Source organism: Pseudomonas sp. G166 (assembly GCF_037027455.2).
In the GTDB taxonomy this organism is placed as follows: domain Bacteria; phylum Pseudomonadota; class Gammaproteobacteria; order Pseudomonadales; family Pseudomonadaceae; genus Aquipseudomonas.
Genome location: NZ_CP146985.1, coordinates 400,843 through 420,185 on the forward strand (window position 1 = coordinate 400,843; position 19,343 = coordinate 420,185).

Genomic DNA, 19,343 nt, shown 5'->3' on the forward strand with positions numbered 1-19,343 from the left:
TTCGACCGCGTGCTAACAGTAGGCTCGGTTCAATGTGGGAGCGAGCTTGCTCGCGATGGGGCCAGTCCAGGCGCTAGATTCGGAAGCTGCCTACCAACTGCTTCAACCGCGCCGCCTGCTGTTCCAGGTCAGCACAGGCGCGCAAGGTAGCCTGCAGGTTTTCCACGCCTTCCTGGTTCAGCGTGTTGATCTCGGTGATGTCGACATTGATCGATTCCACCACGGCGGTCTGTTCTTCGGTGGCGGTGGCCACGGACTGGTTCATGCCGTCGATTTCACCGATGCGCTGGGTCACGCTGCCCAGGCGTTCGCCGGCCTGGTTGGCGATGCCGACGCTGCTTTCGCTCTGGCGCTGGCTGTCGGTCATGGTCAGCACCGCTTCCCGGGCGCCGACTTGCAGTTCTTCGATCATCTTCTGCACTTGCTGCGCCGAATCCTGGGTGCGGTGGGCGAGGTTGCGCACTTCATCGGCCACCACCGCGAAGCCGCGTCCGGCTTCACCGGCCCGGGCGGCTTCGATGGCGGCATTCAGGGCGAGCAGGTTGGTCTGCTGGGAAATGCTGGTGATCACCTCCAGGATCTGGCCGATGTTCACTGTGTTGCTGTTCAGGGTTTCGATGTTGCCGCACGAATCGCTGATCTTGGCTGACAACTGCTGCATGGCGGCGATGGTTTTATCCACCACGTGCTGGCCGTCTTCAGCCAGGCTGCGGGCATCGCTGGAGTGCTGTGAAGCGAGGGCGGCGTTCTGGGCGATTTCCTGGGCGGCGGCGCCGAGTTGGTTGATGGCCGCGGCTACGCTGCTGGTGCGCGACGCCTGCTGGTCGGAGTTGAACATCGACGAGTTGGACGCACTGACCACGCGCAGGGCGACTTCATTGACCTGGCCGGTGGCCGAGGCTACCTCACGGATCGAGGTATGGATGCGCTCGACAAAACGGTTGAACGATGTACCCAGGGCGCCGAACTCATCGTGGCCATGGATGACCAGGCGTCGGGTCAGGTCGCCTTCGCCTTCGGCGATGTCATGCATGGCGCGGCCCATGGTCAGCAGCGGTTGCATCAGCACGCGGATCAACATGCCCAGTAGGGCGATGATGAACACCACGGCAATGGTCATGGCGATCAGTGCCGAGGTCCGGAACTCGCTGAGCATCGCCAGGGCGGTGTCCTTGTCGAGCACCAGTGCCACATACCAATCGGCCCCCGGCAAACCATTGACGTGGGTGAAGGAGATGAACTGGGTCTTGCCGTCGAGCTCGACCTCTTTGACGCCCGGGCTGATTTGCGGTGCACCGTTGGGGTAGGCCTCGGCCAGGGTCTTGAGTACGCGCTTGCTGTCAGGGTGGATGAGGATCTTGCCGTCGGCGCTGACGATGAACGCATGGCCGTGGCCGCCGAAATTCAGCGAGTTGATGATGGCGCTGACGCTGGACAGGTCGATGTCTGCACCGGCCACGCCGATCATCTGGTTCTGGTGCTGCACGGGGGTGGCGACGGTGATCACCAGTTTGCCCGACGAGGCGGCAATGTAGGGCTCGGTCACGATGGTTTGCTGTGCGCTACTGGCGGCCTTGTACCAGCCACGGGCGCGGGGGTCGTAATCGGCGGCGCGATTGCCGGCCGGTACCGAGAACATCACGCCGTCGGTGCCACCGAAATAGCTGAGCTGAAAATTGCTGGTGTATGCCGGCAGGCCCACGGCGCGTTTGAGGCTGTCGGCGCTGCTGCCGTCTACGGCGATCTGCTGGGCCAGCGATTGCAGCAATTGGATACGGCCTTCGACCCACGTCTGGATGTTACGACTGGTCAGGTTGCCGAGTTCCTGCATGGAGGTTTCGGTGCTGGCGTGCAGGCTTTGGCGCTGCCGATAGTCGTTGAACAGGATGAAACAGGCGAATGCAACGGCTACCACGAGAGCAGCAGCCAGCAGTATTTTGTGGCTGAATTTCATGTTTCTGGTCATTAAGAACACTACCGCGGAGAGACGGGTCAGGACGGGGCGTCAATTTGCCATAACGCAGTAGATTGCGCTGTTTCTTTTTATCGGCGCAGGAACCCGTCCCATCAGCCGTCTGCGATTCCATTCCGACGAAATGCACGATGCTGTCACAAACTGAGTGTTTCACCTATGAAACACCTGGCGAAGCCCAATAAATACTGGGGCCGTCGGGGAACCAGATGGGGGTTTTCTCTTCTAAGCTTCTGGTTGGCACCCTGCCACCCCCTTCCGTTCCAGGAGTTACACCATGTCGCTGCGATCTATCGCCTTGTTGTTTGTATGCGTCGTACTGACTGCGTGCAGCAAGGTCAACCAGGAAAACTATTCGAAGCTGTCGGCTGGCATGCCCAAGTCCGAAGTCGAAACGTTACTGGGGAAACCGACTGATTGTTCAGGCGCGCTCGGCATGTCCAGTTGCACCTGGGGCGATCAGAAAAGCTTTATCAGCGTGCAGTACGCTGGTGACAAAGTGTTGATGTTTTCCGGCCAAGGCCTGAAGTAAACCGGGGATAGTGTCCTGTGTGATCGGTTCTGCCAGTCAAGTTCGCCTTCGAATTTGAGCCGACGAACTCACCACGCAGGTCACTCAGTGCCCGCGGGAGAAAAATAATGATGCGGTTAGTGTTAGTGTTTTTAGCTGGCCTGGTTTTGGCTGGCTGTGCCACTTCTGGCGAAGACCCGTTGGCACCCAAGACTGTCAACAGCGTCAACCTCAAGCGTTACCAAGGGACCTGGTACGAGTTGGCCCGCCTGCCCATGTATTTCCAGCGCAATTGCGCCCAATCGGAAGCTCACTACACCCTCAAGCCTGACGGCAATATGGGTGTGCTCAATCGCTGCCTGACTTCGGACTGGCAGTGGGAAGAGGCCAAGGGCACTGCGACGCCACAGGTGCCGGGCAAGACCGACAAGCTCTGGGTCGAGTTCGACAACTGGTTTTCACGGATCGTGCCGGGCGTGGCGAAAGGGCAGTACTGGGTGTTGTACGTCAGCGACGACTACAAGACCGCCATCGTCGGCGACCCGAGCCGCCGCTATATGTGGCTGCTGTCCCGTACGCCGACCGTCAATAGCGTTGTGCGCGAAGAGCTGCTGAGCACGGCGCGTCAGCAGGGCTACGATACGACACGCTTGATCTGGCGCGCGTCGGATCGACAGATGGCCAAGACTTCGGACTAATTGCCTCCCGAGAACCAATGTGGGAGCGAGCTTGCTCGCGATGACGGACTTTCAATCAACCTCAGTGTTGAATGAGAAGGCCTCATCGCGAGCAAGCTCGCTCCCACATTTTTTATCCGTGTCAGCCTAAAAGTTCGCGCAGGACCTGGGTAAACGCCTGGGCGCTTTCTTCTTCGCCGGCATGGCGTCCGTCGCGCACCACCCATTGTCCGCCAACCATCACATCGCGCACCTGGCGATCCCCGCCGGCAAACAGCCAGCGATTGAGAATCCCGTCACCATGGGCCGTGGCCAGGTACGGATCGTTGCCATCGAGTACCAGCCAGTCGGCGCGCTTGCCGATTTCGAGGGCACCGACCGGTTGCCCCAAGGCCTGGGCGCCACCTTCCAGCGCCGCATCGAACAAGGTACGACCGACCATTGGCTGATCCGCCCGATACAAGCGGTTGCGGCGTTGGTCCCGCAGGCGCTGGCCATATTCCAACCAGCGCAACTCTTCGACCACACTGAGCGACACATGACTGTCGGAACCGATGCCCAGGCGCCCGCCTTGGGCGAGGAAGTCCACGGCTGGAAAAATTCCGTCGCCCAGGTTGGCTTCGGTGGTCAGGCACAGGCCGGCGATGGCCCGGCTCTTGGCCATGAGGCTGACTTCATCAGCGTTGGCGTGGGTCGCGTGGACCAGGCACCAGCGCTGATCCACCTCGGTGTTTTCGTACAGCCATTGCAACGGACGAGCGCCGCTCCAGCTCAGGCAATCGTCCACCTCTTTCTGCTGCTCGGCGATGTGGATATGTACCGGGCACTGACGGTCGCTCGCAGCCAGCACTTCCTGGATTTGTCCAGGTGTTACGGCGCGCAGGGAGTGAAAGCACAAACCCAGCGCCTGCGCCGGTTGTTTGGCCAAGACCGGCTGCAGGCGTGCTTGAAGTTTCAGGTAGTTCTCGCTGCTGTTGATGAAACGACGCTGTCCGTCATTGGGCGCCTGGCCGCCAAAACCGGAATGACTGTAGAGCACCGGCAGCAGCGTCAGGCCGATGCCGGCGGCGGTGGCGGCGTGGCTGATGCGCAACGCCAGTTCCGCCGGGTCGGCATAGGGCGCCCCGTCGGTGTCGTGGTGCACATAGTGGAATTCGGCGACCGAGGTGTAGCCGGCCTTGAGCATTTCGATGTACAGCTGCCGGGCGATGATGCCGAGCTGATCGGGACTGATTTTTCCGACAAGGCGGTACATCAAGTCGCGCCAGGTCCAGAAACTGTCATTGGGATTGCCCGCCACTTCCGCCAACCCGGCCATGGCGCGTTGGAAGGCGTGGGAGTGCAGGTTCGGCATGCCCGGCAACAGTGGACCGCCCAGCCGCTCGGCGCCATCTGCGTGGGAGTCGGCCTGGACATGAGTCAGGACGCCCTCGGCGCTGACCTCAAGACGTACAGCATTGGCCCATCCACTAGGCAGCAGCGCGCGTTCAGCAAAGAAGGCGGACATGGTTCAACCTCATCGTGCGTAATTTGTATATACATATACAGACGTTTGCCTGGCCGGTAAACTCCGGCAAGCTAGCATTCTTATTTGCAGAACAAGGAACCGCCGTGCCGACTCCGCCTGCCAAACCGCCGCTGGCCGCAAACATGGGTGAAAGTCCGGCGCCCTTGTACGCCCGCGTCAAACAGATGATCACCCAGCAGATCGACAGTGGAAACTGGCCGCCGCATTACCGCGTGCCATCGGAAAGCGAACTGGTCAGCCAGTTGGGCTTCAGCCGCATGACCATCAACCGGGCCCTGCGGGAGATGACCGCTGATGGCCTGTTGGTGCGCATGCAGGGGGTCGGCACCTTTGTGGCTGAACCCAAAAGCCAGTCCGCGTTGTTCGAAGTGCATAACATCGCCGACGAAATCGCTTCCCGCGGCCATCGTCACACATGCCAGGTCATCACTCTGGAAGAAGAAGCCGCCGGTTCCGAACGGGCCTTGGCCCTGGACATGCGTGAAGGGCAGAAGGTGTTCCACTCGTTGATCGTGCATTTTGAAAACGACATCCCCGTGCAAATCGAGGACCGTTTCGTTAATGCACTGGTGGCGCCGGACTATCTCAAGCAGGACTTTACCCTGCAAACCCCCTACGCCTATCTGAACCAGGTCGCGCCGTTGACTGAAGGCGAACATGTGGTCGAAGCGATCCTGGCCGAACCGAGCGAGTGCAAGCTGCTGCAGATCGAGCGGGGCGAGCCGTGCCTGTTGATCCGTCGCCGGACCTGGTCCGGGCGCCAGCCGGTGACGGCCGCGCGCCTGATTCATCCCGGCTCCCGTCATCGCCTGGAAGGACGATTTCATAAATGAGTGACTTGAAGGTTTTACGCGCTGCGGATTATCCACGCATGCCGTGGAAAAATGGCGGCGGCAGCACCGAGGAAATCACTCGCGATGCCGGAACCGGCCTGGAGGGCTTTGGCTGGCGTCTGTCGATTGCCGATATCGCTGAGTCGGGCGGTTTTTCTACATTCACCGGTTACGAGCGGATCATCAGCGTCTTGCAGGGTGATGGCATGACACTGAACGTCGACGGTCAAGTCACGCGGCCATTGCACCCGATGGACCCCTTTGCGTTCAGCGGCGAGAGCCATGTCTATTGCACGTTGCTGGGCGGACCTATCCGTGACTTCAACCTGATCTATGCGCCGCAGCGTTACCGCGTGCGATTGCAGTGGTTGGGAGGTCGACAGCGGTTTTTCAGCGAGGCGGGGACGGTGCTGGTGTTCAGCGCGGCCCCGGGATTGGCGATCGAGATTGGCGAGTCCGCCGTCAACCTGGGCCTCTACGACTGCTTGCAATTGAGCGGTAACACCGGGCTGCTGGACATCTCCAGCCACGGCCAATGCTGCGTGATCGAGCTGACTGCCCACTGACTTCAGCCCTGTCCCCCTGTGGTGAGGGGATAAATTCCCTCACCACAGATAATTCCCTCGTCAGATAAGTCCTTCGCCGTTTCCCTCGCGCACCAACTTGTTACCGAATGCCCCACTGTGGCGCAATACCACGCGTTCATGACGGTATTCCCTCATCTCAAAAATACCCCGCAGAAATTTCATCTGCCTGCCAAACCCTTCAACTAAAGGCCTTCAGGCCAAATCCAAAAGCGTTCTTGATCCGTCCTTTCAGAAGTTGGCCGCTTGATTGCATATGCTTGTACATACAAGTAAAGACGTATGCGTATGAGTCGCCGATATTCAACGCAACGTTCGCTAAATCGCTGCCCACTGCCCGGGCTGGTATGGATTGATCGCTGAGGAGTTTTTGCTGTGACCGACGCTACCCAAAAACCTGAAAAATACCGTGACGTTGAAATTCGCGCCCCTCGCGGTAACACGCTGACCGCCAAGAGCTGGCTGACTGAAGCGCCGCTGCGCATGTTGATGAACAACCTCGACCCGGAAGTCGCCGAGAACCCCAAGGAGCTGGTGGTTTACGGTGGCATTGGCCGCGCGGCGCGTAACTGGGAGTGCTATGACAAGATCGTCGAAAGCCTCACCAACCTCAATGACGACGAAACTTTGCTGGTGCAATCCGGCAAGCCGGTCGGCGTGTTCAAGACCCACAGCAATGCACCTCGCGTCCTGATCGCCAACTCCAACCTGGTTCCACATTGGGCCAGTTGGGAACACTTCAACGAACTCGACGCCAAGGGCCTGGCCATGTACGGCCAGATGACCGCCGGCAGCTGGATCTACATCGGCAGCCAGGGCATCGTGCAGGGCACCTACGAAACCTTCGTCGAAGCCGGTCGCCAGCATTACAACGATGACCTGAAAGGCAAGTGGGTCCTGACCGCCGGCCTGGGTGGCATGGGCGGTGCGCAACCGTTGGCCGCGACCCTGGCCGGTGCTTGCTCGCTGAACATCGAGTGCCAGCAGGTGAGTATCGATTTCCGCCTCAAGACCCGCTACGTCGACGAGCAGGCCACTGACCTGGATGACGCCTTGGCGCGTATTGCGAAATACACCGCAGAAGGCAAGGCGATTTCCATCGCGCTGTGTGGGAACGCTGCCGAAATCCTGCCGGAAATGGTCCGTCGTGGCGTTCGCCCGGACATGGTTACCGACCAGACCAGTGCCCACGACCCCCTCAACGGTTACCTGCCGGCCGGCTGGACCTGGGACCAATACCGTGCCCGCGCCAAGACCGAACCCGCCGCCGTGGTGAAGGCCGCCAAGCAGTCGATGGCCGTGCACGTAAAAGCCATGCTGGCCTTCCAGAAAATGGGCGTGCCGACCTTCGACTACGGCAACAACATCCGCCAGATGGCCCAGGAAGAGGGCGTCGAGAATGCCTTCGATTTCCCAGGCTTCGTACCGGCCTACATCCGTCCGCTGTTCTGCCGCGGTATCGGCCCGTTCCGTTGGGCCGCGCTGTCGGGTGATCCGCAGGACATCTACAAGACCGATGCCAAGGTCAAGGAGTTGATTCCCGACGACGCTCATCTGCACAACTGGCTGGACATGGCGCGTGAGCGCATCAGCTTCCAGGGTCTGCCAGCGCGTATCTGCTGGGTCGGCCTGGGCCTGCGGGCCAAGTTGGGCCTGGCGTTCAACGAAATGGTGCGCAGCGGCGAATTGTCGGCCCCGATCGTGATTGGCCGCGATCACCTGGACTCCGGCTCCGTGGCCAGCCCCAACCGTGAAACCGAATCCATGCAGGACGGTTCCGATGCCGTCTCCGACTGGCCGCTGCTCAATGCCTTGCTCAACACCGCCAGTGGCGCGACCTGGGTTTCGCTGCACCACGGTGGCGGCGTCGGCATGGGCTTCTCCCAGCATTCGGGCATGGTGATTGTCTGCGACGGTACCGATGAAGCGGCCGAGCGCATTGCCCGCGTGCTGCACAACGACCCGGCCACTGGCGTGATGCGCCATGCCGATGCCGGTTACCAGATCGCTATCGACTGCGCCAAGGAACAGGGGCTTAACCTGCCGATGATCACCGGCAAGTAACCCCGGAGCCCATGTGGGAGCGAGCTTGCTCGCGATGAGGGCGTGTCAGTCGATGCAACAGGTACCGACCCACCGCCATCGCGAGCAAGCTCGCTCCCACAGGGATGAATTCCAGAGCAATCCACAGAGGTTGAACCATGGCTGTCAGTAGCACACGCGCAAGCAGCAAGCCGTTGATCGAGAAACGCTCGATCGACTACATCCCGGAAGTGGAGAGACACGGCCGATTGTTGAGCCAGTTCACCCTCTGGATGGGGGCCAACCTGCAAATCACGGCCATTGTCACCGGCGCATTGGCGGTGGTGCTGGGTGGTGATGTGTTCTGGTCGTTGATCGGTTTGCTGATCGGTCAACTGCTCGGCGGTGGTGTCATGGCGTTGCATGCCGCGCAAGGGCCCAAGCTCGGCCTGCCGCAGATGATCTCCAGCCGGGTGCAGTTTGGTGTATATGGCGCGGCCATTCCGATCGTGCTGGTGTGCCTGATGTACCTGGGTTTCACCGCAACCGGAACCGTGCTTTCCGGCCAGGCGCTGGGCCAGTTGTTTGGCGTCAGCGACAGTGTCGGCATCCTCATTTTCGCCAGTGTCATTGTGCTGGTCACGGTGCTCGGTTATCGGGTAATTCACTTCATTGGCCGTGTCGCCAGCGTCATTGGTGTGATTGCCTTTGTTTACCTGTTCGCCCGCCTGATGAGCCAGACGGACGTTGGCGTACTCCTGAACATCCGCCATTTCAGCTGGAGCAGTTTCCTGCTGGCGGTGTCGCTCGCGGCATCCTGGCAGATCGCCTTCGGCCCCTACGTGGCTGACTATTCGCGTTACCTGCCGAGCAAGACTTCCTCGGTGAAAACCTTTTTTGCCGCAGGCGCCGGCTCAGTCATCGGCGCGCAGGTGGCGATGATCCTCGGCGTGTTTGCTGCCGCCTCGGCCAATGGGCAGTTTGCGGGTCACGAAGTGGCCTACATCGTTGGCCTGGGTGGTACCGGTGCCACCGCCGCGCTGCTGTACTTCAGCATCGCGTTCGGCAAGGTCACCATTTCCACGCTGAACTCCTACGGCAGCTTCATGTGCATTGCGACCATCATCAGCGGTTTTCGTGGTCACCTGAACGTCACGCGCTTGCAGCGTCTGGTCTTCGTGCTGGCCATCGTCGGCGCCGCGACCCTGATCGCGCTGCTCGGCCAGCACTCGTTCCTCGGTGCGTTCAAGTCCTTCATCCTGTTCTTGCTGGCGTTCTTTACGCCTTGGAGCGCGATCAACCTGGTGGACTACTACTGCATCACTCGCGAGCGCTATGACGTGCCGGCACTGGCGGACCCGAACGGTCGCTACGGTCGTTGGAATGCCCTTGGTATCAGCGTCTATGTCTTCGGTGTGCTGGTTCAACTGCCGTTCATTGCCACCAAGTTCTATACCGGTCCGCTGGTGGAAGCGATGGGGGGTGTGGATATTTCCTGGATCATCGGTCTGGTGGTCCCGGCGGGGCTGTATTACGTCGCCGCCAAGAAGTGGCACAGCGCTGTACCCGATCAATTGATCCTGCCGATCGAGCAGGACGCGGTTGACGCACAACCGAGCAGGGCGGGCCGCCTCCAAGCGGTCTGATGGGACGTTGACAGGGCTGGATGCCTCTTGACTGCCGTAAGCCAATTCACTGATTAGGAGCGTCACACAATGAAATCGAACAAGACCCTGCTGACCACGTTGCTTTCCATGGGCCTGCTGGCCAGCGCTGGCGCCACACAAGCGGCGGGTTGGTGCGAGTCGGGCAAACCGGTGAAGTTCGCCGGCCTGAACTGGGAAAGCGCCATGCTGCTGACCGACGTCCTGCAAGTGGTGCTGGAAAAAGGCTACGACTGCAAGACCGACAGCCTGCCAGGCAACTCCATCACCATGGAGAACGCCCTGAGCAGCAACGACATCCAGGTGTTTGCCGAGGAGTGGGTCGGCCGCAGCGAAGTCTGGAACAAGGCCGAGAAGGCCGGCAAGGTGGTCGGCGTAGGTGCGCCGGTGGTGGGCGCCATCGAAGGTTGGTATGTGCCGCGCTACGTGATTGAAGGCGACGCCAAGCGCAAGCTCCAAGCCAAGGCTCCAGGCCTGAAGAACATCGCTGACCTGGGCCAGTACGCCGCCGTGTTCAAGGACCCGGAAGAACCATCCAAGGGCCGTTTCTACAACTGCCCGGCCGGTTGGACCTGTGAGCTGGACAACAGCGAAATGCTGAAAAGCTATGGCCTGGAAAAAACCTACACCAACTTCCGCCCTGGCACCGGCCCGGCCTTGGATGCGGCGGTGCTGTCGAGCTACAAGCGTGGCGAGCCGATCCTGTTCTACTACTGGTCGCCGACGCCGCTGATGGGCCAGGTGGACCTGGTGAAACTGGAAGAAAAACCCGGTGTGGATAAAAGCGTGAGCATCAAGGTCGGCCTGTCCAAGACCTTCCACGACGAAGCCCCGGAACTGGTGGCGGTGCTGGAAAAGGTCAACCTGCCGATCGACATCCTGAACCAGAACCTCGGCCGTATGGCCAAGGAGCGGATCGAGTCGCCGAAACTGGCGAAGATCTTCCTGAAGGAACATCCTGAAGTCTGGCACGCCTGGGTCAGTGAAGACGCTGCCAAGAAAATCGACGCGGCTCTGTAGGTCGAATACCCCCGGCCAACCCTAGGGCTGGCCGGGACGTTCACTGCATCCACTTGATCGAGAGTCTCTTATGTTTCCCGAAAGCTTTACCTTCTCCATCGCCGACTGGGTCAACGGTTGGGTCGACTCCCTGGTGACCAACTATGGCGATGTGTTCCGGCACATCTCCGACACCTTGCTGTGGGCCATCGTCAACCTCGAAGGCCTGCTGCGCATGGCGCCCTGGTGGCTGATGCTGGCCATCGTTGGCGGCATTGCCTGGCATGCCACCCGCAAGGTCGTGGCCACGGCAGTGATCGTCGGCCTGCTGTTTCTGGTGGGCGCGGTGGGCCTGTGGGACAAACTGATGCAGACCCTCGCCCTGATGCTGGTGGCGACGCTGATCTCGGTATTGATCGGCATTCCGCTGGGCATTCTTTCGGCGCGCAGCAATCGCCTGCGTTCGGTGCTGATGCCATTGCTGGACATCATGCAGACCATGCCGAGTTTCGTGTACCTGATTCCGGTGTTGATGCTGTTTGGCCTGGGCAAGGTCCCAGCGATTTTCGCCACGGTGATCTACGCTGCGCCGCCACTGATTCGCTTGACCGACCTGGGCATCCGCCAGGTGGACGGCGAAGTCATGGAAGCCATCAACGCCTTCGGCGCCAACCGTTGGCAACAGCTGTTCGGCGTGCAACTGCCCCTGGCCCTGCCAAGCATCATGGCCGGGATCAACCAGACCACCATGATGGCCCTGTCGATGGTCGTCATCGCTTCGATGATCGGCGCCCGAGGCCTGGGTGAAGATGTGCTGGTTGGCATCCAGACCCTCAACGTCGGACGCGGCCTCGAAGCGGGGCTGGCAATCGTGATTCTCGCCGTGGTCATCGACCGCATTACCCAGGCCTATGGTCGTCCTCGGCATGAGGTGAGCAAATGAGCAACGCAGCCATCAGCAAGATCGAAGTCAAGAACGTCTTCAAGATTTTCGGCAATCGCTCCAAGGAAGCCCTGGAGCTGATCCGTCAGAACAAGACCAAGGACCAGGTACTGGCCGAAACCGGTTGCGTGGTCGGCGTGAACGACCTGTCGCTGAGTATCGGCACTGGCGAGATCTTCGTGATCATGGGCCTGTCCGGCTCCGGCAAGTCCACCCTGGTGCGGCACTTCAACCGGCTGATCGACCCCACCAGCGGCGCGATCCTGGTGGACGGTGAAGACATTCTGCAACTGGACATGGACGCCCTGCGCGAATTTCGCCGGCACAAGATCAGCATGGTGTTCCAGAGCTTCGGCCTGTTGCCCCACAAGAGCGTGCTGGACAACGTCGCCTATGGCTTGAAAGTGCGCGGCGAGAGCAAGCAGGTGTGCGCCGAGCGGGCGCTGCACTGGATCAACACCGTGGGCCTGAAGGGCTACGAGAACAAATACCCGCACCAGCTCTCCGGTGGCATGCGCCAGCGCGTGGGCCTGGCCCGCGCCTTGGCGGCGGACACCGACATCATCCTGATGGACGAGGCCTTCAGCGCCCTCGACCCGCTGATCCGCGCGGAAATGCAGGACCAGTTGCTGGAGCTGCAAAAGACCCTGCACAAGACCATCGTGTTCATCACCCACGACCTCGACGAGGCCGTGCGTATCGGCAACCGCATTGCGATTCTCAAGGACGGCAAGCTGATCCAGGTCGGCACGCCCCGGGAGATCCTGCACTCGCCGGCGGATGAGTATGTCGATCGGTTTGTGCAGCGGCGTGCGGCGGTGGTTTGAGGAATTTGTGGTGGCTGGGCTGGCCCCATCGCGAGCAAGCTCGCTCCCACAATGGGATCTCTCCTGTTCACAAATTCTGTGTCCAAAGGAAATCCCTGTGGGAGCGAGCTTGCTCGCGATAGGGCCGGCAAAGCTGCATCAATGTTCAAGTTGTAAGCACGAGGTTGAAGATGTCCCAGGCTGAAAAAATCGTAATCGCCGATGCCCCGTTGCGTTGGCAGGATGTGGTCGCTGTCGCCCGCTTCGGTGCTGTGCTTGAGCTGTCGGCCCAGGCTTGGGCGCGGATCGACAATGCCCAGGCCATCGTCCAGCGCATCGTCGAAAGTGGCGAGCGGGCCTACGGCGTCAACACCGGCCTGGGGGCCTTGTGCAATGTCTCGCTCAAGGACGAACAACTCAGCCAACTGTCACGCAACACCCTGCTCAGCCATGCCTGTGGCGTGGGCACGCCGCTTTCCGATGAGCAAACCCGGGCGATTCTCTGCGCCGCGATCCTCAATTACAGCCACGGAAAATCCGGCATTCACCGCCGGGTGGTCGAAGCTTTGCTGGCGCTGCTCAATCGCGGGATCACGCCGCAAGTGCCGTCCCAGGGTTCGGTGGGTTACCTGACCCACATGGCCCATATCAGCATCGCGCTGCTGGGCGTTGGCAATGTCAGCTATCGCGGGCAAATAGTCCCGGCGCAACAGGCCCTGGCCGCAGAGGGCTTGCAACCGGTGCAACTGGGGGCCAAGGACGGTCTGTGCCTGGTCAACGGCACGCCGTGCATGACCGGCCTCAGTTGCCTGGCCCTGGCCGATGCAACGCGGCTGGTGCAATGGGCCGATGTGATCGGTGCCATGAGCTTCGAGGCCCAGCGCGGACAGATCGCCGCGTTCGATGCCGAGATTATCGCCCTCAAGCCGCACCCGGGCATGCAGCAGGTTGGGGTCAATTTGCGGGCCTTGCTCGACGGCAGTGAAGTCATCGCCTCGAGCCTGGGCATTCGCACTCAGGATGCCCTGAGCATCCGCTCGATCCCCCAAGTGCACGGTGCCGCTCGCGATCAGTTGGAGCATGCCCGTAAACAGATCGAAACCGAACTCAACGCCACCACCGATAACCCGCTGTTACTGGGTACGCCGGAAAACTTCCGGGTCATGTCCCAGGCCAACCCTCACGGCCAATCGGTGGCGTTGGCGGCTGACCTGCTGGCGATTGCCATGGCCGAGATCGGCTCCATCGCCGAGCGCCGCCTCGACCGCTTGATCAACCCCCACGTCAGTGGCCTGCCGGCCTTTCTGGTGGCCAACCCTGGCGTGAATTCGGGGATGATGATCGTGCAGTATGTCGCCGCTTCGCTGTGCGCGGAAAATCGCCAACTGGCGCAACCGGCGGTGCTCGACAATTTCGTCACTTCAGGGCTGCAGGAAGATCACTTGAGCATGGGCACCAACGCCGCCCTGAAGCTGCATCGAGCGCTGGAAAACTGCACGCAGATCCTCGCCATTGAATACTTGCTGGCGGCCCAGGCCTTTGAATTTCTCAAGGCGCAGCACTTCGGTGCTGGCACCGATATCGCCTGGAAACTGCTGCGTGAGCGCGTTCCGGCCTACGACCAGGACCGCTGGCTGGCGCCGGATATCGCCAGCGCCGCCGCGCTGCTTAAAGACCCAACCGTGTTGCACAACGCTTTACCGAATTTGAATTGATCGAAAACCGCCAGCGTGCCAAGGCATCCATCGCCCAAAAGGCGAGGGTGACGGATAACGGAACATTCCGGAGCGACCGGCGGGTGAAAACAAAACTCTCAAAAGGAGCAATACATGACTGCCTTAAACCTGATTCCCGGCCAACTGAGCCTGGCTCAATTGCGTGACATCTATCAGCAACCCGTGACCCTGAGCCTCGACGCCAGCGCCTCGGCGCAGATCGAGGCCAGTGTCGCCTGCGTTGAGCAGATCCTTGCCGAGAACCGCACTGCCTACGGCATCAACACCGGTTTTGGCTTGTTGGCCTCGACCCGCATCGCCAGCGAAGACCTGGAAAACCTGCAACGCTCCCTGGTGCTGTCCCATGCCGCCGGGGTGGGCGAGCCGATCAGTGATGCGTTGGTCCGGCTGGTCATGGTGCTCAAGGTCAACAGCCTGAGCCGGGGTTTTTCCGGGATCCGCCGGCAGGTGATCGATGCGCTGATCGCGCTGATCAATGCCGAGGTCTATCCGCATATTCCGCTCAAAGGTTCGGTCGGTGCTTCTGGTGACCTGGCACCGCTGGCGCACATGTCCCTGGTGCTGCTGGGCGAGGGTAAGGCTCGTTACAAGGGCGAATGGCTGCCGGCTGTCGAGGCGCTGAAAGTCGCCGGCCTGGCGCCGCTGACGCTGGCGGCGAAAGAAGGCCTGGCACTGCTCAACGGCACCCAGGTGTCCACCGCGTTTGCCCTGCGTGGCCTGTTCGAGGGCGAAGACCTGTTCGCCGGTGCCCTGGCCCTGGGCAGCCTGACAGTGGAAGCGGTGCTCGGCTCGCGCTCGCCGTTCGATGCGCGCATCCATGCCGCTCGCGGCCAGAGGGGCCAGATCGATGTCGCGGCGGCGTACCGTGATCTGCTGGGCGAGCGCAGTGAAGTTTCCGATTCACACCAGAACTGCGACAAGGTCCAGGACCCCTACTCCCTGCGCTGCCAGCCGCAAGTGATGGGCGCCTGCCTGACCCAGTTCCGCCAGGCCGCCGAAGTGCTGGTGATCGAGGCCAATGCGGTGTCGGATAACCCGCTGGTGTTCGCCGCCGAGGGCGACGTGATTTCCGGTGGCAACTTCCACGCCGAACCGGTGGCGATGGCGGCCGACAACATGGCCTTGGCGATTGCCGAAATCGGCTCCCTGAGCGAGCGCCGTATTTCGTTGATGATGGACAAGCACATGTCGCAACTGCCGCCGTTCCTGGTGGCCAACGGCGGGGTGAACTCCGGCTTCATGATTGCCCAGGTTACCGCGGCCGCCCTGGCCAGCGAAAACAAGGCCCTGTCCCATCCCCATTCGGTGGACAGCCTGCCGACCTCGGCCAACCAGGAAGACCACGTTTCCATGGCCCCGGCCGCCGGCAAGCGTTTGTGGGAAATGGCCGAGAACACCCGTGGAATTCTGGCGGTGGAATGGCTGGCGGCATGCCAGGGGCTGGACCTGCGTGGCGGTTTGAAGACCTCCGCGAAGCTGGAACAGGCCCGCGCGCTCTTGCGTGCAGACGTACCGTTTTATGAGAAGGACCGGTTCTTTGCGCCGGACATCAATGCGGCCAGTGAACTGTTGGCCAGTCGTTGCTTGAACGAGCTGGTCACAGCGCAATTGCTGCCGAGCCTGTAAGGGCCTCATCGTGAGCAAGCTCGCTCCCACAGGGGATCGGTGTCGAACCCCATTTGGGGTATGCCCCTGATCCCTGTGGGAGCGAGCCTGCTCGCGAATCGATTTTGAATGAGACGAGGAGACTCGGGATGAAAACCCTCTGGCAAAACTGCCACGCCGCCACCATGGCCCAGGGCGTCTACTCGATCATCGAAGACGCCGCCATCGTTACCCTGGGCGAGCACATTCAATGGATCGGCCCGCGCGCGGAGCTGCCCGCCGGAGACTACCCGGCGGTTACGGACCTCAAGGGCGCCTGGGTCACCCCGGGGCTGATCGACTGCCACACCCACACGGTGTTTGGTGGCAACCGCAGCGGTGAGTTCGAACAGCGTCTGCAAGGCGTCAGCTACGCCGAGATCGCGGCGGCCGGCGGAGGCATCGCCAGCACCGTGCGTGCCACTCGCGCCGCCAGTGAAGACGAGCTGTTCGCCAGCGCCGCCAAACGCCTGCAAAGCCTGATGCGCGACGGCGTGACCACGGTGGAAATCAAGTCCGGCTACGGCCTGGACCTGGCCAGCGAACGCAAAATCCTGCGCGTCATCCGTCGCCTTGGCGCCGAACTGCCGGTCAGCGTTCGCAGCACCTGTCTGGCGGCCCACGCCTTGCCACCGGAATTCAAAGATCAGGCCGATGATTACATCGAGCACATCTGCACCGAGATGCTGCCAGCGCTGGCGGCCGAAGGGCTGGTGGATGCGGTGGATGCCTTTTGCGAATACCTGGCGTTTTCCCCGGCACAAGTCGAGCGGGTGTTTATCACTGCTCAACAACTGGGGCTGCCAGTGAAGCTGCACGCCGAGCAATTGTCGTCCCTGCACGGTTCAAGCCTGGCGGCGCGTTACCAGGCGCTGTCGGCCGATCACCTGGAATTCATGACCGAGGACGATGCCAGGGCCATGGCCGAGTCCGGCACGGTGGCGGTGCTGCTGCCAGGGGCGTTTTATTTCCTGCGCGAAACCCAACTGCCGCCCATGGACGCCCTGCGCAAGCACGGCGTGAAGATCGCCGTGGCCAGCGATCTCAACCCTGGCACCTCGCCGGCGCTGTCGCTGCGCTTGATGTTGAACATGGCCTGCACGTGCTTTCGGATGACCCCCGAAGAAGCCCTGGCCGGGGCGACTATTCATGCCGCCCAGGCCTTGGGTATGGCGGACACCCACGGTTCGCTGGAAGCCGGCAAAGTGGCGGATTTTGTCGCCTGGCACATCGACCGTCCGGCTGACCTGGCGTACTGGCTCGGTGGCGAACTGGAAAAACGCGTCGTGCGTCACGGCGTTGAAATCGATTGAGGAGAACGGCTGTGGAGAAGGTCCTGAATTTCAAGCAAGGGCGCGTGCCGCTGTTGATCAGCATGCCCCATGCCGGCCTGCGTCTGACCCCGGCGGTAGAGGCCGGGTTGATCCCCGAGGCCCAGAGCCTGCCGGACACCGACTGGCATATTCCCCGGCTCTACGAGTTCGCTGCCGAATTGGGCGCCAGCACCCTGGCCGCTGAGTACTCTCGGTTCGTCATCGACCTGAATCGTCCTTCCGACGACAAGCCGATGTACGTCGGCGCCACCACTGGCTTGTACCCGGCGACGCTGTTCGATGGCGTGCCGTTGTTTCGCCAAGGGCTGGAGCCGTCGGCCGAGGAACGGGCGGCTTATTTGCAGCAGGTCTGGACGCCGTACCATCAGGCCTTGCAACAGGAACTGGCGCGGCTCAAGGCTGAGTTCGGCTATGCCTTGTTGTTCGATGCTCATTCGATCCGTTCGGTGATCCCGCACCTGTTCGACGGCAAGCTGCCGGATTTCAACCTGGGTACCTTCAACGGCGCCAGCTGCGACCCGGCGCTGGCCAGCCAGCTCGAAGCCATCTGCGCCCGCCATAGCGAATTCACCCATGTGCTCAACGGGCGTTTCAAGGGTGGACACATCACCCGACACTACGGCAACCCGGCCGAGCACATCCACGCGGTGCAACTGGAGCTGTGCCAGAGCACCTACATGGAAGAGTTCGAACCGTTCAACTACCGTGCGGATTTGGCGGAACCGACCCAGGTCGTGCTCATGCAATTGCTGGAAGGTTTGCTGGCGTGGGGGCGGCAGACGTACAAGAAATAAAGGCTTACGCGATTCTTCTGTGGCGAGGGGAGTCATCTGTGGGAGCAAAGCTTGCTCGCGATACAGGCGCCTCGGTTTCAGGGAAACGGCGGTGTCTTCATCGCGGGCATGCCTTGCTCCCACAGATCCTCTCGCTACAGGTTTGTTTTGTTCTTGAGCCTCGGGCGGGAACGGTCGCCACTGTGCAAAACCGAGTCGCCACAGTTCACCTTCAGCCCCTCGGCGCTGCGTAATGTTCCGGTCACGGTGCAGCAAGACACCGACCTACAATAATCCGCTGCCGCACGAGACCTTCCCGATGAAAAGACTGTTCAAACGCTGTCTGTCGATCCTCTGCGGTACCGCCATTTTGAGCAGCGGGGCGATGGCTGCCGAGCCGGCGTCCTGCCAGGCCGTGCGCATGGGCGTGGTCAACTGGACCGACGTGATAGCCACCAGCGGCATGGCCGATGTACTGCTCACGGGCCTGGGCTACGAAAGCAAGCAGACCAGTGCCGTGCAACAGATCATCTTCGCCGGCATCCGCGACAAGCGCCTCGATATCTTCCTGGGCTACTGGAAACCGGCGATGGACAAGAACATCGCCCCGTTCCTGGCGGCCAACCAGGTGAAGGTGTTGGATAAGCCGAGTCTGTCTGATGCCCAGGCCACGCTGGCGGTGCCGGACTATGTGGCCGCCGCAGGGCTCAAGACTTTCGCCGACATCGCCCGATTCAAGGATCAACTGGGCGGCAAGATCTACGGCATCGAGCCGGGCAGTGGTGCCAACACCACCATCAAGACCATGATCGAAACCAACCACTTCGGCCTCAAGGACTTCAAGCTGATCGAATCCGGCGAGGCGGGCATGCTCGCCGCGGTGCAACGGGCGGTGAATCGCAAGGAGTTCGTGGTGTTCGTTGGCTGGACCCCGCACCCGATGAATATCAACATGAACATCACCTACCTGACCGGCAGTGAAGACGTCTACGGCCCGAACGAGGGCGCCGCAACTGTCTCCACCGTGACCGCGCCGGACTACGCCCAGCGGTGTCCGAACGTGAACCGTTTGCTGGAGAACCTGAGCTTCACTGCCGCCCAGGAAAGCCAGTTGATGGTGCCGATCATGGAGCGCAAGACCCCACAGGACGTGGCCCGGCAATGGTTGCGTGATCATCCTGAGGATCTTCAGCGCTGGCTGGCCGGAGTCACCAGCTTCGACGGCAAGGATGGCGTGGCGGCGGTGCAGGCCAGTCTAAAGAACTGACACAATTTTCTGGACACTGATAACTCCTGTGGCGAGGGGATAAATCCCCT

16 protein-coding genes are annotated in these 19,343 nt (G+C 61.2%); 14 read left to right on the forward strand and 2 right to left on the reverse strand.

Annotated features, from left to right (window positions below):
• Nucleotides 1-73: 73 nt before the first annotated feature.
• The gene (locus tag SGN16_RS01795; protein ID WP_210642431.1) at nt 74-1,966 is read right to left on the reverse strand and encodes a methyl-accepting chemotaxis protein; all 1,893 of its coding nucleotides are present in this window, start codon (nt 1,964-1,966) and stop codon (nt 74-76) included.
• 283 nt (nt 1,967-2,249) lie between these two features.
• Between SGN16_RS01795 and SGN16_RS01800 the strand changes: the two genes are divergently transcribed.
• Entirely contained in the window at nt 2,250-2,504 is a 255-nt protein-coding gene (locus SGN16_RS01800; RefSeq protein WP_003196877.1) for a hypothetical protein, read from the forward strand.
• Between the two features lie 107 nt (nt 2,505-2,611).
• Complete coding sequence (locus SGN16_RS01805) at nt 2,612-3,181, forward strand: lipocalin family protein (protein WP_210642432.1); 570 nt, start codon at nt 2,612-2,614, stop codon at nt 3,179-3,181.
• 121 nt (nt 3,182-3,302) lie between these two features.
• On the opposite strand, the gene SGN16_RS01810 is transcribed toward SGN16_RS01805, so the two are convergent.
• Nucleotides 3,303-4,667 (reverse strand): formimidoylglutamate deiminase, encoded by a 1,365-nt coding sequence (locus tag SGN16_RS01810; protein WP_210642433.1) that lies wholly within the window; start codon nt 4,665-4,667, stop codon nt 3,303-3,305.
• Between the two features lie 143 nt (nt 4,668-4,810).
• Between SGN16_RS01810 and hutC the strand changes: the two genes are divergently transcribed.
• The 12 genes from hutC to SGN16_RS01870 all read left to right on the forward strand — a co-directional run bounded on the left by hutC (nt 4,811) and on the right by SGN16_RS01870 (nt 19,293).
• Entirely contained in the window at nt 4,811-5,521 is a 711-nt protein-coding gene (gene hutC, locus SGN16_RS01815) for a histidine utilization repressor (RefSeq protein ID WP_210645068.1), read from the forward strand.
• Complete coding sequence (locus tag SGN16_RS01820) at nt 5,518-6,087, forward strand: HutD family protein (protein ID WP_335943745.1); 570 nt, start codon at nt 5,518-5,520, stop codon at nt 6,085-6,087. Before hutC ends, SGN16_RS01820 begins: the two co-directional genes overlap by 4 nt.
• A 393-nt stretch (nt 6,088-6,480) precedes the next feature.
• A complete protein-coding gene (hutU, locus tag SGN16_RS01825; protein ID WP_210642435.1) occupies nt 6,481-8,169 on the forward strand; it encodes a urocanate hydratase in 1,689 nt (562 codons plus the stop codon).
• 137 nt (nt 8,170-8,306) lie between these two features.
• Complete coding sequence (locus SGN16_RS01830) at nt 8,307-9,773, forward strand: cytosine permease (RefSeq protein ID WP_335943746.1); 1,467 nt, start codon at nt 8,307-8,309, stop codon at nt 9,771-9,773.
• Nucleotides 9,774-9,842: 69 nt separating this feature from the next.
• A complete protein-coding gene (locus SGN16_RS01835) occupies nt 9,843-10,811 on the forward strand; it encodes an ABC transporter substrate-binding protein (protein WP_210642437.1) in 969 nt (322 codons plus the stop codon).
• 70 nt (nt 10,812-10,881) lie between these two features.
• Nucleotides 10,882-11,733, forward strand: coding sequence for a proline/glycine betaine ABC transporter permease (locus tag SGN16_RS01840; protein WP_003196893.1), 852 nt, complete (start codon nt 10,882-10,884; stop codon nt 11,731-11,733).
• Nucleotides 11,730-12,560, forward strand: coding sequence for a glycine betaine/L-proline ABC transporter ATP-binding protein (locus SGN16_RS01845; RefSeq protein WP_050586211.1), 831 nt, complete (start codon nt 11,730-11,732; stop codon nt 12,558-12,560). The genes SGN16_RS01840 and SGN16_RS01845 overlap by 4 nt, the downstream gene beginning before the upstream one ends.
• A 170-nt stretch (nt 12,561-12,730) precedes the next feature.
• A complete protein-coding gene (hutH, locus tag SGN16_RS01850) occupies nt 12,731-14,254 on the forward strand; it encodes a histidine ammonia-lyase (protein WP_335943747.1) in 1,524 nt (507 codons plus the stop codon).
• Between the two features lie 114 nt (nt 14,255-14,368).
• Nucleotides 14,369-15,901 carry a histidine ammonia-lyase gene (hutH, locus tag SGN16_RS01855; protein WP_210642439.1) on the forward strand — a complete coding sequence of 511 codons (1,533 nt, stop codon included), beginning with the start codon at nt 14,369-14,371 and terminating at the stop codon, nt 15,899-15,901.
• Between the two features lie 128 nt (nt 15,902-16,029).
• Nucleotides 16,030-17,232 carry an imidazolonepropionase gene (gene hutI, locus SGN16_RS01860; protein ID WP_335943748.1) on the forward strand — a complete coding sequence of 401 codons (1,203 nt, stop codon included), beginning with the start codon at nt 16,030-16,032 and terminating at the stop codon, nt 17,230-17,232.
• A gap of 11 nt (nt 17,233-17,243) precedes the next feature.
• Entirely contained in the window at nt 17,244-18,047 is an 804-nt protein-coding gene (gene hutG, locus SGN16_RS01865) for an N-formylglutamate deformylase (RefSeq protein ID WP_335943749.1), read from the forward strand.
• Between the two features lie 298 nt (nt 18,048-18,345).
• A complete protein-coding gene (locus tag SGN16_RS01870; RefSeq protein ID WP_210642442.1) occupies nt 18,346-19,293 on the forward strand; it encodes a choline ABC transporter substrate-binding protein in 948 nt (315 codons plus the stop codon).
• Nucleotides 19,294-19,343: the final 50 nt, after the last annotated feature.

Bases quoted from the DNA above. Each gene is read 5' to 3' on its own strand.
- SGN16_RS01795 (WP_210642431.1), bottom strand. From the start codon at position 1,966: ATGACCAGAAACATGAAATTCAGCCACAAAATACTGCTGGCTGCTGCT.
- SGN16_RS01800 (WP_003196877.1), top strand. From the start codon at position 2,250: ATGTCGCTGCGATCTATCGCCTTGTTGTTTGTATGCGTCGTACTGACT.
- SGN16_RS01805 (WP_210642432.1), top strand. From the start codon at position 2,612: ATGATGCGGTTAGTGTTAGTGTTTTTAGCTGGCCTGGTTTTGGCTGGC.
- SGN16_RS01810 (WP_210642433.1), bottom strand. From the start codon at position 4,667: ATGTCCGCCTTCTTTGCTGAACGCGCGCTGCTGCCTAGTGGATGGGCC.
- hutC (WP_210645068.1), top strand. From the start codon at position 4,811: ATGGGTGAAAGTCCGGCGCCCTTGTACGCCCGCGTCAAACAGATGATC.
- SGN16_RS01820 (WP_335943745.1), top strand. From the start codon at position 5,518: ATGAGTGACTTGAAGGTTTTACGCGCTGCGGATTATCCACGCATGCCG.
- SGN16_RS01830 (WP_335943746.1), top strand. From the start codon at position 8,307: ATGGCTGTCAGTAGCACACGCGCAAGCAGCAAGCCGTTGATCGAGAAA.
- SGN16_RS01835 (WP_210642437.1), top strand. From the start codon at position 9,843: ATGAAATCGAACAAGACCCTGCTGACCACGTTGCTTTCCATGGGCCTG.
- SGN16_RS01840 (WP_003196893.1), top strand. From the start codon at position 10,882: ATGTTTCCCGAAAGCTTTACCTTCTCCATCGCCGACTGGGTCAACGGT.
- SGN16_RS01845 (WP_050586211.1), top strand. From the start codon at position 11,730: ATGAGCAACGCAGCCATCAGCAAGATCGAAGTCAAGAACGTCTTCAAG.
- hutH (WP_335943747.1), top strand. From the start codon at position 12,731: ATGTCCCAGGCTGAAAAAATCGTAATCGCCGATGCCCCGTTGCGTTGG.
- hutH (WP_210642439.1), top strand. From the start codon at position 14,369: ATGACTGCCTTAAACCTGATTCCCGGCCAACTGAGCCTGGCTCAATTG.
- hutI (WP_335943748.1), top strand. From the start codon at position 16,030: ATGAAAACCCTCTGGCAAAACTGCCACGCCGCCACCATGGCCCAGGGC.
- SGN16_RS01870 (WP_210642442.1), top strand. From the start codon at position 18,346: ATGAAAAGACTGTTCAAACGCTGTCTGTCGATCCTCTGCGGTACCGCC.